The organism is Candidatus Brocadiaceae bacterium, assembly GCA_012728835.1.
Classification (GTDB): domain Bacteria; phylum Planctomycetota; class Brocadiia; order SM23-32; family SM23-32; genus JAAYEJ01.
The window spans coordinates 37,946-51,447 of the sequence record JAAYEJ010000066.1 but is presented as its reverse complement, the minus strand read 5'-3'; the positions used below and the strand labels follow the sequence as shown (position 1 = coordinate 51,447).

At 71.8% G+C, this 13,502-nt stretch carries 14 protein-coding genes and 1 tRNA gene; 10 read left to right on the top strand and 5 right to left on the bottom strand.

What is annotated here, in order from left to right:
* Window positions 1-211 precede the first annotated feature (211 nt).
* The 6 genes from GXY85_10945 (at window position 212) to GXY85_10920 (ending at window position 3,911) form a co-directional block, all read left to right on the top strand.
* Window positions 212-769, top strand: coding sequence for a hypothetical protein (locus GXY85_10945; GenBank protein ID NLW51336.1), 558 nt, complete (start codon window positions 212-214; stop codon window positions 767-769).
* A gap of 122 nt (window positions 770-891) precedes the next feature.
* On the top strand, window positions 892-1,599 hold the full coding sequence (locus GXY85_10940) for an MBL fold metallo-hydrolase (GenBank protein NLW51335.1): 708 nt from the start codon (window positions 892-894) through the stop codon (window positions 1,597-1,599).
* Between the two features lie 45 nt (window positions 1,600-1,644).
* Window positions 1,645-2,514 (top strand): bifunctional 5,10-methylenetetrahydrofolate dehydrogenase/5,10-methenyltetrahydrofolate cyclohydrolase, encoded by an 870-nt coding sequence (locus GXY85_10935; GenBank protein ID NLW51334.1) that lies wholly within the window; start codon window positions 1,645-1,647, stop codon window positions 2,512-2,514.
* A 10-nt stretch (window positions 2,515-2,524) separates the two neighbouring features.
* Window positions 2,525-3,136 (top strand): hypothetical protein, encoded by a 612-nt coding sequence (locus tag GXY85_10930; GenBank protein NLW51333.1) that lies wholly within the window; start codon window positions 2,525-2,527, stop codon window positions 3,134-3,136.
* A 65-nt stretch (window positions 3,137-3,201) separates the two neighbouring features.
* Window positions 3,202-3,277, top strand: a tRNA-Val gene (locus GXY85_10925).
* A gap of 121 nt (window positions 3,278-3,398) precedes the next feature.
* Complete coding sequence (locus GXY85_10920) at window positions 3,399-3,911, top strand: hypothetical protein (protein ID NLW51332.1); 513 nt, start codon at window positions 3,399-3,401, stop codon at window positions 3,909-3,911.
* 5 nt (window positions 3,912-3,916) lie between these two features.
* On the opposite strand, the gene GXY85_10915 is transcribed toward GXY85_10920, so the two are convergent.
* Window positions 3,917-5,083: a hypothetical protein gene (locus GXY85_10915; GenBank protein NLW51331.1), complete on the bottom strand. Its 1,167-nt coding sequence runs from the start codon at window positions 5,081-5,083 to the stop codon at window positions 3,917-3,919.
* Window positions 5,084-5,150: 67 nt separating this feature from the next.
* Complete coding sequence (locus GXY85_10910; protein ID NLW51330.1) at window positions 5,151-5,735, bottom strand: hypothetical protein; 585 nt, start codon at window positions 5,733-5,735, stop codon at window positions 5,151-5,153.
* Between the two features lie 264 nt (window positions 5,736-5,999).
* Here GXY85_10910 and GXY85_10905 point away from each other — a divergent pair, with 264 nt between their 5' ends.
* From GXY85_10905 to GXY85_10890, 4 genes are all read left to right on the top strand, one after another.
* Complete coding sequence (locus GXY85_10905; GenBank protein NLW51329.1) at window positions 6,000-7,835, top strand: TIGR03960 family B12-binding radical SAM protein; 1,836 nt, start codon at window positions 6,000-6,002, stop codon at window positions 7,833-7,835.
* Window positions 7,836-7,894: 59 nt separating this feature from the next.
* Window positions 7,895-9,340, top strand: a complete 1,446-nt coding sequence (gene gatB / locus GXY85_10900; protein ID NLW51328.1) for an Asp-tRNA(Asn)/Glu-tRNA(Gln) amidotransferase subunit GatB — start codon at window positions 7,895-7,897, stop codon at window positions 9,338-9,340.
* 141 nt (window positions 9,341-9,481) lie between these two features.
* Window positions 9,482-9,727, top strand: a complete 246-nt coding sequence (locus tag GXY85_10895) for an acyl carrier protein (GenBank protein ID NLW51327.1) — start codon at window positions 9,482-9,484, stop codon at window positions 9,725-9,727.
* A 68-nt stretch (window positions 9,728-9,795) separates the two neighbouring features.
* Window positions 9,796-10,605 (top strand): creatininase family protein, encoded by an 810-nt coding sequence (locus tag GXY85_10890; protein ID NLW51326.1) that lies wholly within the window; start codon window positions 9,796-9,798, stop codon window positions 10,603-10,605.
* Between the two features lie 49 nt (window positions 10,606-10,654).
* Here GXY85_10890 and GXY85_10885 read toward each other — a convergent pair whose 3' ends face one another.
* The 3 genes from GXY85_10885 to alr are packed head-to-tail and all read right to left on the bottom strand — an operon-like array spanning window position 10,655 to window position 13,393.
* Window positions 10,655-10,921, bottom strand: a complete 267-nt coding sequence (locus GXY85_10885; protein ID NLW51325.1) for a hypothetical protein — start codon at window positions 10,919-10,921, stop codon at window positions 10,655-10,657.
* Window positions 10,918-12,192, bottom strand: a complete 1,275-nt coding sequence (locus GXY85_10880) for an AAA family ATPase (GenBank protein ID NLW51324.1) — start codon at window positions 12,190-12,192, stop codon at window positions 10,918-10,920. Before GXY85_10880 ends, GXY85_10885 begins: the two co-directional genes overlap by 4 nt.
* Window positions 12,164-13,393 carry an alanine racemase gene (gene alr / locus GXY85_10875; protein ID NLW51323.1) on the bottom strand — a complete coding sequence of 410 codons (1,230 nt, stop codon included), beginning with the start codon at window positions 13,391-13,393 and terminating at the stop codon, window positions 12,164-12,166. Before alr ends, GXY85_10880 begins: the two co-directional genes overlap by 29 nt.
* Window positions 13,394-13,502: the final 109 nt, after the last annotated feature.

Here is a 13,502-nt window from a genome sequence, read left to right as displayed (position 1 = left end):
TGAGCCGATCCCGCTCCTTCTGGCTCATCTCGATCCGGTCTCCCTCCATCCGCTCTCCTTCCACCCGAAGGAAAGCGGACATTTCTATCCGCCGAAGACCGGACATTACTATCCGCGTATGACAGGCCCGCCCCCCCCATAGCGCATACTCAGAGCCGCCGCAGATGGTATACTCACATGCAGACGCGTGAAGGCTTCCGGAGAGAGTCCCATGGAACAGGTGGAACTGACCTGCCCCGTCTGCGGCGGTTCGCTGTCCGTCTACGAAGACGAACGGAAGCCGTCCGGAACCTGCCGCCGATGCGGAACCCATGTGGAAGTCTCGGTCGCCACGTTCTCCGTCCTGTCCGCACGCCAGGCCCCCTCGCCGCCGGCGCCCCCGCCGCAGCCCGTTCGGCCCCGCCCTGCCCCGCGGACCCAGGCCCCTCCGGCTGAGGCACCTCTCCCCCGTGATCCGCAGGCCGAGACGGCGGCTGCGGACGCCCCGCCCGACTCCGACCCCACGCGCGCCGTCCCCCTGCCCCAGGGCCCCTTCACAGTCGACTCCGACGAAGACCCGGCCGCCGACGCCGCCCCCGAGCCGGAGGCGCCGAACGGCTCACTGGATCTGTTCGACAACGTCGGGCCGCGCGGGCTCGTCGGCGCCTACATCGAACACCGCAGGAAGCACGCGCTCCCCGTCCCCCTCTGGCTGCTGGTGGCCATCGGCATGCTGTCCGGGCTCGGCCTCCTCGCGTTCGTCATCTACCGGCTCACGCTGCCCGCCTGACCGGCCACCCACTGCGCACCGCCGTGCCCTGCCATTGACAACGTCGGCAACATCGCCTTAAATGGCCGCCCGAGCGTTCGGATTGCGGCCTCCATGGCATCTGGCAGTGATGAGATTCCGGTATGGGGATGCGGCTGATCGGACCCGTCTACCTCGTCGGCGGCCAGGACTACAACATGGTGTACCTGGACTGGCCCGCCAATGACTGCAACACCTACCTGCTGAACACGGGCGATCCCCTCGTGCTGATCGACTGCGGCTGCGGCGACAGCCTGCCGGGCATCCTGGGGAACCTCCGCGAGATGGAGATGGACCCCCGCGACCTCACCCACGTGTTGCTGACCCATGCCCATCTGCCGCACGCCGGCGCCGCCGACGACCTGCAGCGCAACGGCGTCGAGGTCCTCGCCGGGCCGGCCGCGGCCGAGGCCCTCCGCACCGGCGGCCTGGCCACCGTCGCCTACCACTATCACCGCCGCTTCCGGCCCGTGCGGGCCGTCACCAAGATGGCCGACGGCGAGACGCTGACGCTCGGCACCTGCCGGATACGCGCCCTCGCCCTGCCGGGCCACTCGGCCGACTCGGTCGGCTACGAGGTGACGTGCGAGGGCCGGCGCATGCTGTTCTGCGGAGACGCCGTCCGCTCGCCCGCCATGGAGCAGTTCCGCAATCGCCCCGACTACGACGCCGAGGCGTACCTGGCCACGCTGCAGCGACTTCTGGAGGACCCGCCGGACGTCCTCTACCCCGGACACGGCGCCTTCTGCCTGTCCAGGCCGGAACACTGGATCGAAGAGGAACTCAAGAAGCTGCTGCGTTCGGGCCGGTGACCGCACACGGCCCGCCGTGCGCCGCCAGAGGCCGGAGAACACGCCATGCGCGCAAAGCTGATCAAGGGGAAGCCGATCGCCGACGCCATCAAGGACCAGGCGATGGCGGACATCCGGACGCTCGGCCGGACGCCGAAACTCGTCGGTGTGGTCCTCGGCGACAACGCCGGCGCCAAGTACTACGCCGCCAACCAGGAGAAGGCCTGCCGCGAGGTGGGCATCGCCTACGAACTGCACGAACTGCCTCGCGACTCGAGCCAGAAGGACCTGGAGGCCCACGTCGCCGGCCTCAACGCCGACCCGGCGGCCACCGGCGTCATCCTGCTCATGCCGCTGCCCGAGGGCATCGACTCGCGCCACGTCCAGCAGACCATCCACCCCGACAAGGACGTCGAAGGTCTCCACCCCGCCAACATCGGCCGGCTCTTCTATGGAGACCTCTCGCTGGGCCCGTGCACGCCCCACGCCGTCGTCGCCCTGCTCCGCCACGCCGGGGTCGACCTGAAGGGCAAGGAAACGGTCGTCGTCAGCCACAGCGAGATCGTTGGGAAGCCCATGGTGGTCATGCTGCTGCAGTCGATCCGGGAGTCGCCGACGGTCACCTGCTGCCACATCGCCACGCGCGACCTGGCCGCGCACACGCGCCGGGCCGAGGTCCTGATCGTGGCCGCCGGCAAGGCGGGCCTGGTCACGGGCGACATGGTCCGCGAGGGCGCCGTCGTCATCGACGTCGGCATCAACCGCGCCAGGGTCAAGGTCGACGGCAAGACGAAGACGCAGATCGTCGGCGACGTCGAGTTCGACGCGGCCGCCGAGCGCGCCTCGATGATCACGCCCGTGCCGGGCGGCGTCGGCCTCGTCACGACCGCGATGCTCCTGAAGCACACGGTCGAGTGCGCGCGCCGCCAGGCGTGAGGGCACGCCGATGCTGAGCTTCGTCTTTCGCGATCACGCGCGCCTGGCCGTGCACGCCGCGCTGCTGTTCGCCGCCGGGGCCTTCGCGGCCGGCCCGGCGGTCTGCTACCGGTGGCAGGCGCTGGCCCGCCTGCCCCTGGCGATGCTCCGGTTCCTCGTGCGCCTCATGGGGCCGGCGCCCGGCATCCTGCGCGTGGCCGCCGTCATCTTCGGGTTCAACGGCCTGGCGATCTTCCTGTACATGGCCTCCGGCATCCACCCCGTTCTGCCGAAGCTCTTCGCACTCTGGACGGGCTTCAACGTCTGCGTCGTCAGCGCCGTCGCCGGCCGGGGGAACCTCCTGGGCGCTCTGCGCCCCGCCGACGACCGATGGAGACCGCCCCCCGGACTGGCCGCCGCGTGCGGCCTGCTCGTGCTGCTGCTCGAACTGCCCTGCTTCTGGCTCGCCCTGGCGATGGGCATGAGCATGGGGCATGCCGTCCGGTCCGGCGCCGCGTCCTACCCGCACGCCCTGGGCGCGCGCGCCGCCGCCTACGCCGCCGTGATCCTGCCCCTGCTGCTGCTCAGCGCCCTGGCCGAAGCGGTGGCCATCGGGGCGCAGGGCGGGCACACGGAGCCGTAGCGCCGGACGCGCAAGCGCCAGTTGACGGCCGGGGGGCGGCCCCGCTATACTGAGGGGCGTTCGGTGGGCGCATAGCTCAGTGGCGAGAGCGCTACCTTCACACGGTAGAAGTCGCAGGTTCGAGTCCTGCTGCGCCCACCATCGCATGTACGGCGCCCGGATGCAGAGCCCCGGAGACGCCGCCGCGTGCGCGTGCGCACGGCGCTCGACGGTCCGGGAGCCCGGCCGGGCGTCGGTGGCCCTCACACTGGAGGAGATGTCCATGCGTCGTTCACGGGTGCATCGGATCGTCCTGGTGGTCGCTGTCGCCGCCCTGCTGGTCGCCGCTCCGGGTTGTCTGCTCAACTCGGCGAACCAGCCCCAGATCACCGTCCAGTTCGGCAGCGGGCGGATGCTGCACATCGCAGCGCTCCCGCAACTGCTGCCGGACGGCACCTCGTCGGCGCCGCAGCGGGATGCGCTGCTGGCCGAACTGGCCGGCCTGGCCGGCGGCTACACGCTGATTCCGGACGTTATGGGCGGCTGGGTGCCGCCCGGGCAGACAGGCGTCCTGCAGGAAGTCAACGACCTGCTCCTGCTGGTGGGCCCGCCGGAGGCCGCCTACCTGCTGCACACGCGGCTGCGTGAGGACTTCCAGCAGGAGGCGCCGTTCGTGCAGAGCCTGCCGATCCAGGCCATCGCCCTCGTCTACCCGAGCCGCATGCCCCCGACGGGGCCCGGCGAGGCGGAACTTCCGGCGCCGGCCGAGGCGGCCATGACCGGCGCGGCCGACTGAAGCCTCTACGGACCCGGATCCCAGTCGTCCTCCTCGGGGGCCGGGCGCAGGCCTTCCGGCTCGACGTTGATGACCAGGAAGCTCGCGCGCGGGAATCGGCGCGCGAGCGCCTCGCCGACCTGCTCCCTGCGGCCGGGCGCGATGATCAGGGCGGCCAGGCATCCGCCGAAGGCCCAGGTCAGGCGCAGGCCCAGCGCGCCGGCCTCCGAAGCGGCCGCCCGCACGGCCGCATACGGCCCCGGGGCCAGCCCCAGGTAGTCGGTCAGGATGGCGCTTTCCTCGTCGCAGATCTCGGCCAGCCGGTCGTTGTCCACAACCTCGTCGCCGAGCCCCTCCAGGAAGCCGTCGGCCATCTCCCGCACGCGCATCAGCCCGTAGAGCAGCCCGGTCTGTTCATCTGTCAGCTCGTCCCTGCCGATGCGGAACAGCTCGGCCATCCCCTCATCGCCTCCGGCCAGGCGGCCGTTGCGCCCCCGCACCCGCGCGAGGGCCTCGGCCACCCGGGCCAGCGGTTCGGGAGCCACCGGCGGCGCCTGCGGGTCGGGCACGACGCCCAGCAGCAGAGAGTCGGGCGGCAGCAGGGGCTGCACGTTGAGCCGGTCGCCTTCGGAGCTCACGAACGCCACGCCGCCCAGGATGCTCTGGAGCATCTCCGCATGGAACCGATCGGCGTGGGAGGTGCCGGGCGGATCGGCCAGGGCCTTGATGCGGCACGCCAGGCGGGCCAGGTCCTCGGCCGTGGCCCTGTCGCCCTCGCCTCGGAAGCCCGTGCCGGCCACCGCCAGCGCAAGCGCCACGGCCGGCGAGGCGGCCAGCACGTCGGCCGGCACCAGGCCGGCGAGCGGGCCGAAGTCCAGCCGCACGGCCAGCCCGTGCAGGGCGCCCGGTTCCCCGTCCACGGCCACCTGCAGGGCCCGTTCCCAGCAAACGACCCGGGCGGCGATGGAATCGCCCTCGAAGGGCGACCAGCCCGTGTCCGTATCGGCCCAGCGCCCGAGTTCGATGGCCGGCGGCCCGCCGGTCGCCTCCGCAGTCACGCGAAGGCGAAGGTTGGTGGCGGCCACGACCGCCCCGGCGCCGATCAGGTGCTGGTACTCGCCCAGCAGCCGCAGGCTGTGCGGCAACACGAACTGCTCCCACTCCTGCAGCGCAAGCACCGGCTGCGATCCCATGACAACGGCTCCGTCCTCGCTGATCCTATCGGGGAGGCCCGTCGCCGGGCCGATTCCGTGAGCGGCGTCACACGGGCAGCCACCGGCCGCGCGGATCCCCCGCCGGCCCGGGTCCGGTGTAGCGCTGGCCGGTGAAGCGGTTTGTGCCGCACCGGGAACAGACGATGGCGCGGGGCGTCAGCAGCGCGCCGCACTCGGGGTTGACGCAGACGGTCTCGCCCGGGCGCAGGGTGGAGGCGACCGGCGGCACGGGCGCCGTGAGCCGCTCGACGTTGGGCGGCACGCGCTCGTGCGGCCGCGCAGAGCGCTTCATGCGCTCCTGGAGCGCCTTGCGGGGCACGCGCGCGACCGGGGCGGCCCCGAAGCTGACGGTCGGCTGCGGCATGATCAGTTGGGCCCCGCAGGCCGTGCACCGCACGCGCGCCCCGACGCGGCCGCGTTCCTCCACCACGAAGTGGCCGCAGGCGCACTGGGCGGTCAGATTGGGGGCCATACGCCGGTCGATCAGCAGGAACTGCAGCGCCGGCCGCAGGAGTCGCCCGCAGTGCGGACAGCGGAAGACGCGCCCGAGCAGCCCCTGCTCGAACTCCACCGTGCGGCCGCACACGCAACGCAGACTCACCGTTCCACGAATGACGGTTTGACGTGCCATGGTCTCCTGTCCCCAGGGGTCCATTCTACAGCCCGCCCGGCACCCGCGCAAGACCGTAATCCTCCACAATCGCCCCGGTAAGAGACGACGGCCCGCCCCGTCGGTGGATTCCAGGACGCCCGTCTGATAGACTGGACGCAGGCTCAGATGCCCCCCGGCGCATCCCCAGCCCGCTCCGGCGCCGCGCCCGCCGGCCGAACGGCGCCTTCCCGACCCTGCACGACGGAGCCTGCCATGGAGCCTCGCGTGACGGATCCGGACCGCATCCGCCGCCTGCTGGATGAGCGGATCCTCGCCGACGTCGAGACCCCGGCCCGGTACCTGGGCGGCGAGAAGAACTCCATCCGCAAGGACCCCGCCCGGGTCGACGTCTCCTTCGCCCTGCTCTTCCCGGACCTCTACGGCATCGGCATGTCCCACCTCGGGGGCCAGATCCTCTATTCGGTCGTCAACCGCCTGGACTGGGCCGCCGCCGAACGCGCCTACGCCGTCTGGCCCGACATGCAGGCGAAGATGCGCGAGCACGGCGTGCCGCTCTACGCCCTGGAGAGCTTCCGCCCCGTGCGCGAGTTCGACGTGGTGGGCTTCAGCCTCCAGTACGAGCTGCTCTACACCAACGTCCTGGCCATGCTCGAGCTGGCCGGCATCCCCCTGGGGCGCACCGAACGCGGCCCGGAGGACCCGATCGTCATCGCCGGCGGCCCGGGCGCGGCGTCTCCCGAGCCGATGGCGGACTTCATCGACCTGTTCTTCCTCGGTGACGGCGAGGAGAGCATCGCGGAGTTCGCCCGCCTTGTGCGCCGGATGAAGGCGGAGGGGCGACCGCGCGAAGAGATCGTCCTCCAGGCCGCCCGCCGCGTGACCGGCGTCTACGCGCCCGGCCACTACGACGTGAGCTACAACGCCGACGGCACCGTCTCGGCCGTGCGGCCCGCCGGGGACGGCGTGCCCGCACGCATCCGGGCGGCCAAGGTGGCCGACCTGGGCCAGGCCCACTACCCCACCGACCTGATCGTGCCCTTCGTCGAGACGGTCCACGACCGTATCACGCTGGAGATCATGCGCGGCTGCGTGCGCGGCTGCCGATTCTGCCAGGCCGGCATGCTGCGCCGGCCGCTCCGCCCGCGCCCGCCCGGGCAACTGACGGCCCTGGCGCGCGAAGCCTACGCGAAGACCGGACACCACGAGATCGCGCTGGCCTCCCTCTCCTCGAGCGACTACCCGGAGTTCCACCGCCTCCTGGAGCGCATGGGCGAACTCACCACACCGCACGGCGTGGCCCTCTCGCTCTCCAGCCTGCGGGTCGGCGACCAGTTGCGCCTGCTGCCCGGCCTGCTCGGACAGGTGCGCAAGAGCGGGCTGACCGTCGCCCCCGAGGCGGCCACCGAGCGGCTGCGTGCGGTCATCAACAAACCGGTTACCGACGAAGAACTGCTCGAAGGCGCCCGCGCGGCCTTCCGCGAGGGGTGGCGGCACATCAAGCTCTACTTCATGATCGGCCTGCCCACCGAGACCGACCAGGACCTGCGCGCCATCGCCGACCTGAGCGAGGCCGTCAGCACCGCCGGCCGCGACGCCGGCCTGCCCCGCGCCGGCGTCAACGTCAGCATCGCCTCGTTCGTCCCCAAACCCCACACCCCCTTCCAGTGGGAGGCGATGGCCCCGCCCGACTACCTGCTGCGCGCGCGCGACCTGATCCGCAAGGCCACCCGGCACAAGGCGATCCGGCACAGATTCCACGACGTCGAGACCAGCCTGGTGGAGGCCGCGCTGGCCCGGGGCGACCGGCGCCTGGGCCGCGTGCTCCGGCGCGTCCACGAGGCGGGCGGGCAGTTCGACGCCTGGATGGAGCACTTCTCCTTCCAGCGCTGGCAAGACGCCTTCGACACCGAGGGGCTCTCGATGGCCTTCTACGCCCTGCGCGAACGCCCGACCGACGAGGTCCTGCCGTGGCAGCATCTGGACTTCGGCCTGCGCCCCGAGTTCCTGCTCCAGGAACGCGAACGCGCCCACCGCGCCCTGGTCACCCCCGACTGCCTCACCGGGCCCTGCTCCGGCTGCGGCGTCTGCGCCGACGCCCGGCGGCACGAAGTCCGTTGACCGGCCTCGCCGGCCGGTATACCATTGAAACCCCCGTGTGCCCATTGCCCGGAGGACCGATGGACTACGAATCCGTCATAGGCCTGGAGACGCATTGCGAGCTGCTCACCGAGAGCAAACTCTGGTGCCCGTGCAGCACCCGGTTCGGCCAACCCCCCAATTCGCAGACCTGCCCCGTCTGCCTGGGGCTGCCCGGCGCGCTGCCGGTGCTCAACGTGCGCGCCTTCGAGCTGGCCCTGCAGGCCGCGCTCGCCCTGGGCTGCACGGTCAACCGCACCACGTTCTTCGACCGCAAGAACTACTACTACCCCGACCTGCCGAAGAACTACCAGATCTCCCAGAACACCTGCAATCTCGGCATCGACGGCGCCCTGACGATCCGCGTTGACGGCCAGCCCCTCCGCGTGGGCATCACGAACGTGCACCTGGAAGAAGACGCCGGCAAGAACCTGCACGCCGGCGTGCCCGGCGCCGATTACAGCCTCGTGGACCTGAACCGCGCCTGCATGCCGCTGCTCGAGGTCGTCAGCGCCCCCGACATGCGCACCGTCCAGCAGGCCGACGCCTACATGCAGGCCCTGCGCCGAACGCTGCTCCACAACCGCGTCTCCGACTGCAAGATGCAGGAAGGCTCCCTGCGGTTCGAGGCCAGCATCAGCATGCGCCCGGCCGGCGCGCAGACCCTCGGCGCCCGCGTGGAGATCAAGAACCTCAACTCGATGAAGGCCGTCCGCAGCGCCCTCGAATACGAGATCGCCCGCCAGTCCCGCCGCCTCGCCGCCGGGGAGCCCGTCGCCCAGGAGACGCGCCTGTGGGACGAGACCGCCGGCCGCACCGCCCGCATGCGCACCAAGGAAGAGGCGCACGACTACCGCTACTTCCCTGACCCCGACCTGCTGCCGGTCCAGATCACCGACGAGATGCTCGAACGCGTGCGCACGCGCCTGGCCGAGGCCCCCGTCGAACGCCGCGAGCGTTTCCAGCGCGACCACGGGCTGAGCGCATACGACGCCGACGTCCTGACCGACCTGCGCGAGGTCGCCGACTACTTCGAGCAGTGCCTGGAGACGCACAACGCGCCCAAGAGCCTGGCCAACTGGATCATGAACCTCGTGCTCGCACAGTTGAACGAGCGCCGCATCGGCATCGAGGAGTTCGAACTCGGCCCCGAACGCCTGGCCGGCCTCGTCCGCCTCCTCGACGCCGGCACGATCAACGCCGCCGTCGCCCGCGACCTCATGGCCCGCATGATCGAGACCGGGCGCGACGCCGCCGCCCTGGTCGCCGAGGACGGCCTGGAGCAGGTCAACGACGAGTCGGCACTGGAGCCCGTCGTCCGCCAGGTGGTCGCCGAGAACCCGGACGTCGTCCGCGACTACCACGCCGGCCGCAAGCAGGCCGTCGGGCCGCTGGTCGGCCAGGTGATGCGCCTGACCGGCGGAAAGGCGGACCCCAGGCTGGCCAACACCATGCTCCGCGCCGTGCTCGACTCGATGAAGCCGTAGACCGCCCCGGACGGCGGCCCGGTCCGCGCACGCCGGGAACTTGACGCGCACGGACCGAAGGGGGAAGATCGAACGCGATCACAGCGTGCGTCCAGGACGGAGAGGCCCGCGGCCACGCGACTCCAGCGCGAAGGGACCACAATGGAAAGAGAAGAGGTCTTGAACAGAGTCATCGAGGTGACCGCCGACGTGCTCGGCTGCCCCCTGGGCGACATCCGGGAAGAGAGCGAATTCGTGGGCGACCTGGGCGCCGAGTCGATCCAGAGCATCGAGCTGGTGGCCGCCTACGAGGTCGAGTTCGACGTCGAGATGGACGAGGACGCCGCCCTGCAGGTGCAGACGGTCGGCGACGTCGTGGAGTTCATCATGCAGTACCTGGAGACGTGAGTCGCCGGCCGCACGACGCAGCCGCCGGGCCCGTCGTTGCGCCACACCAGCACGCAGGGAGTAGGACCATGCAGTGGATCGAAATCAGCTCGGAGCGGATGCCGGAGGCCATCCGGCAGGCCGACTGCGTCTGCGTCCTGCCCATCGGCTGCATCGAACGGCACGGGCCGCACCTGCCGCTCGGCACCGACCAGTTCGTCATCGACGCCGTCGCCAGGCGCGCCGCCGAAGAGGAACCGGCCGTCGTGTTCCCCTCCTACTACTTCGGCCAGATCGCCGAGGCCCGCCACCAGCCCGGCACCATCTCCCTTCCGCATGACCTGCTCCTGCAGATGCTGCGGGCCGTCCTCGACGAGATCGGCCGCAACGGCTTCCGCAAGATCATCATCGCCAACGGCCACGGCGGCAACAGCGGCCTGCTCGGCTACTTGACCATGTCCCTCCTCCAGGAGCCCCGCGACTACCTCACCTACACCGTCTCCCCCTACCAGATCGGCCCGGAGGACCGGGAGCGACTCGCCGCCATGCTCGAAACCCAGGGCGGCCACGGCGGCGAGACCGAGAGCAGCTGCATCTGCTACCTGCGCCCGGAACTGGTCCACCTGGAGGACATCAAGGACCCCGACGCCGGCCGGCGCCTGGGCCGCCAGGACGCCCTGGAGGGGCTCGGCAGCCCGTTTGGCTGGTACGCCAACTACCCGAACCACTACGCCGGCGACGGCCGCGCCGCCAACGCCGAGAAGGGCGCCTTCGCCATCGAAGCCCAGGTCCGACGGCTCGTTCAGGCCATCCGGGCCGTCAAGGCCGATGCCGCCACCCCCGAGATGCAGCGCGAGTTCTACGAACGCGCCGCCCGGGGAGGCATGGCGGGCCGCTGAAGCAGCCCCCTTGTGCGCCTCGAGCGGACGCCGTCCTGCAACGGCGCCCTCAGGTGTCAAGGCGCCGCGAGAGCACCCAGTAGCGGCGGCCGTAGCCGCGGTGGAAGTAGAGTTCGAACAGCTCTCCCGACTCGGCCTCGACCACGAAGTGATCCCGGTGGCGACGCTGCCACCACTGCCGGCGCAGGTCCAGATGCCGCCAGCGCCGCCGGACGCGGGCGACCCGGTACGGCCGATCGCGCCAGACGAACGACGCGGGCGGCCCGGCAGGGCCCTGCCGGGTCACCTCGACCTCCTCTCCGATGAACTCGGTCACTGCCCGTCCTCCGGCAACGGCCAGTACTGGGCGAGGCGCCCGTCGGGGTCGACGATGTACTGGCGGTCGGCCTCATAGAGGGCCGGCGCCTGCAGGAGGCGGTACTGCTTGCGGATCACGTCCTCCGGGACGGTGCGCGGGCGCAGCAGGTTGCGCCGGAGCGACTCGGCCAGGCCGACGTCGAAGAGGTGACTGCTGATCTCCGCCCCCGACCAGCGCCCCGCCTGCACGGGCAGCGCCCGGACGGCCTCGCAGTAGTTCGTGGCGTCGAACACCACGTCGCGTCCCTCGCCGAGCAGGGCACGCAGGCGGTCCATGCACCGCTGAAAAACCAGGTAGTTCTGGCTCTGGTCGGACGGATCGCCCGTCAGCACCTCGCGCATCCGGTCGGTCGAGACCACCTCGACCTCGGGCCGGTGCAGCCGCGCCCACGTGGACTTGCCGCAGCCGGCCGGCCCGATCAGAAGGTGCAGGCGGCCACCGGGCACGACGGGCTCCTCCTGCAGCCGCTCGACGAACCAGTCGTGCTCGTCCACGCGGGCGACCAGCCCGAAGTAGCGCAGGGCGTTGAGCACCCGGTGGCGCTGCACCGGGTCCTCAAAGCCCGCCGCACGGACCTCCGCAGCCGAGAGCGGCGGAGCGCAGGGCTCGCCGAAGACGCCGCACCGCTCCGCCCGCTCGCGGAAGGCCTCGAGGCGCTGCATGGGCGCCTCGTGCGGCCCGCGGCCGAGCGCGCACAGCTCCGCACGCTCCAGGTGGTAGAGCGCCCGCAGGTCCGCCCGGCACGACAGCTTCCGGCACGTCTCATCCGCACGGGCGCCCGGCCGGGCGATGCGACCGGCCCCCAGGATGAGCGACGCCGCATGCTCGCGCACGGTGAACGGCACGCCGCCCCCGCGCAGCACCTCCCGCATGGCGCGCACGCTCTCGCGCGCGTGCGGCCGCGACAGCCGCGCGGACGGCGCCCCGGGCGTGCACACCTCAGCCAGGCCGACGTGCCGGAAGGCGGCGGCCACGTAGGCCGCCGGCATGGCCGTCCACCAGGGACTCAGGGCGGACTCGGCGTCCGCCTCGGGCGGGGCGGCCTCGGGCGGCGCGTCCGCCAGCAGGGCGTCCATGGCCGCCTGAACGTGCTCTGTCAGGGGGCACTTCTCGGGCGTCAGGCCCGCAAGCAGGAGCAGGGCGGCCGGCACGTCGGGCCCGGCGCCGGCCAGGGCGCCGGCCAGGTCGACGCGTTCGGCCTCAAGCAGGCGTTTCAGGAAGGTGTTCATGGACTGTGCCGGCGGCAAGGGTGGCCAGCCGTTCGAGCGCGTCCGCCGAGATGGACGCCGCACGGCCCGCGTCCGCCACGACCATTCCGTTAAGGACGTACTCCCGGCGCACGCGGCGCCCCACGGCGCAGGTCAGCTCGTAGGGGATGGTGCCGACGCGCGCGGCCATGTCCTCCACGCGAATGCACGCATCGCCCTGCCGGCCGTAGAGCACGGCCTCCTCCCCCGGCTGCACACCGGGGAGGTCGGTCAGGTCCACGAGCGTCTGGTCCATGCAGACGCGGCCGACGACCGGCACGCGCGTGCCGCGCACGAGCACCTCGCCGAGGTTCGAGAACCAGCGCCCGTAGCCGTCCGCGTAGCCCGCGGGCAGCACGCCGATGAGCGAATCGCGCCAGGCGGTGAAGGTGTGCCCGTAGCCGAGCGCCTCGCCGCGCTTCACGCGCCGGCAGTAGCCCACCGACGTCCGCAGGCACAGGGCGGGGTGCAGGTCCACCTCCGGGGCCATCCCGGCGGCCGGCCGCATCCCGTACAGGATCAGCCCGGGGCGCACGGCGTCGAAGCGGGCGTCCGGCATGCGCAGCACGGTCGCGCTGTTGGCCGCGTGCGCGAGCGGGAGCGCCATCCCCGCCTGCTCGAGCCGGCTGAGCACCGAGCGGAAGCGCCGCGTCTGGCCCTCGGTGACGGCCGGGTCGGCCGCGTCGGCACACGCGTAGTGCGTAAAGATGCCGGTGACGCGCAGCCCCTCCAGCCCGGCCAGCCGCAGCACGGCCTCGGCCGCCGTCTCCCAATCGAAGCCCAGGCGATGCATGCCCGTGTCCACCTTCACGTGCACGCACGCCTGCGCGTGCCGGGCGCGGGCCCGGCCGGCCAGTTCGCGCGCAGAGGGCTCGTCGGTCACGCAGGCGGTCACGTCATGCTGCAGCACCTCGGCCACGTCGCTCGAAGCCAGGGCGCCGAACAGGAGGATCGGCGCGCGGATGCCCGCCTCGCGCAGGTCCACGGCCTCCTCGATGGCCGCCACGGCGAACATGTCGGTGCCGGCCGCCGCCAGCACGTGCGCCGCCGCCGCAGCGCCGTGTCCGTAGGCGTTCGCCTTGACCACCGCACAGAGCCCTGCCGGACGGACCAGTGCGCGGACCATCCGCGCATTGTGCATGATTGCGTTCAGATCGACGCTGGCCACGATCGGGGGAGCCATCGACGCCTCCGGAACCACGGGCGGACTGCCACGGGGGGATTATAGACGCTGCCGGACCGGAACTCAAACCTCGGAGGCCGACGGCCGTTGTGGGCCGGCCAGGGGATCG

Bases quoted from the DNA above. Each gene is read 5' to 3' on its own strand.
- GXY85_10915 (NLW51331.1), bottom strand. From the start codon at position 5,083: ATGGGATCGCAGCCGGTGCTTGCGCTGCAGGAGTGGGAGCAGTTCGTG.
- GXY85_10935 (NLW51334.1), top strand. From the start codon at position 1,645: ATGCGCGCAAAGCTGATCAAGGGGAAGCCGATCGCCGACGCCATCAAG.
- GXY85_10895 (NLW51327.1), top strand. From the start codon at position 9,482: ATGGAAAGAGAAGAGGTCTTGAACAGAGTCATCGAGGTGACCGCCGAC.
- gatB (NLW51328.1), top strand. From the start codon at position 7,895: ATGGACTACGAATCCGTCATAGGCCTGGAGACGCATTGCGAGCTGCTC.
- GXY85_10945 (NLW51336.1), top strand. From the start codon at position 212: ATGGAACAGGTGGAACTGACCTGCCCCGTCTGCGGCGGTTCGCTGTCC.
- GXY85_10880 (NLW51324.1), bottom strand. From the start codon at position 12,192: ATGAACACCTTCCTGAAACGCCTGCTTGAGGCCGAACGCGTCGACCTG.
- GXY85_10940 (NLW51335.1), top strand. From the start codon at position 892: ATGGGGATGCGGCTGATCGGACCCGTCTACCTCGTCGGCGGCCAGGAC.
- GXY85_10910 (NLW51330.1), bottom strand. From the start codon at position 5,735: ATGGCACGTCAAACCGTCATTCGTGGAACGGTGAGTCTGCGTTGCGTG.
- GXY85_10920 (NLW51332.1), top strand. From the start codon at position 3,399: ATGCGTCGTTCACGGGTGCATCGGATCGTCCTGGTGGTCGCTGTCGCC.
- alr (NLW51323.1), bottom strand. From the start codon at position 13,393: ATGGCTCCCCCGATCGTGGCCAGCGTCGATCTGAACGCAATCATGCAC.
- GXY85_10890 (NLW51326.1), top strand. From the start codon at position 9,796: ATGCAGTGGATCGAAATCAGCTCGGAGCGGATGCCGGAGGCCATCCGG.
- GXY85_10930 (NLW51333.1), top strand. From the start codon at position 2,525: ATGCTGAGCTTCGTCTTTCGCGATCACGCGCGCCTGGCCGTGCACGCC.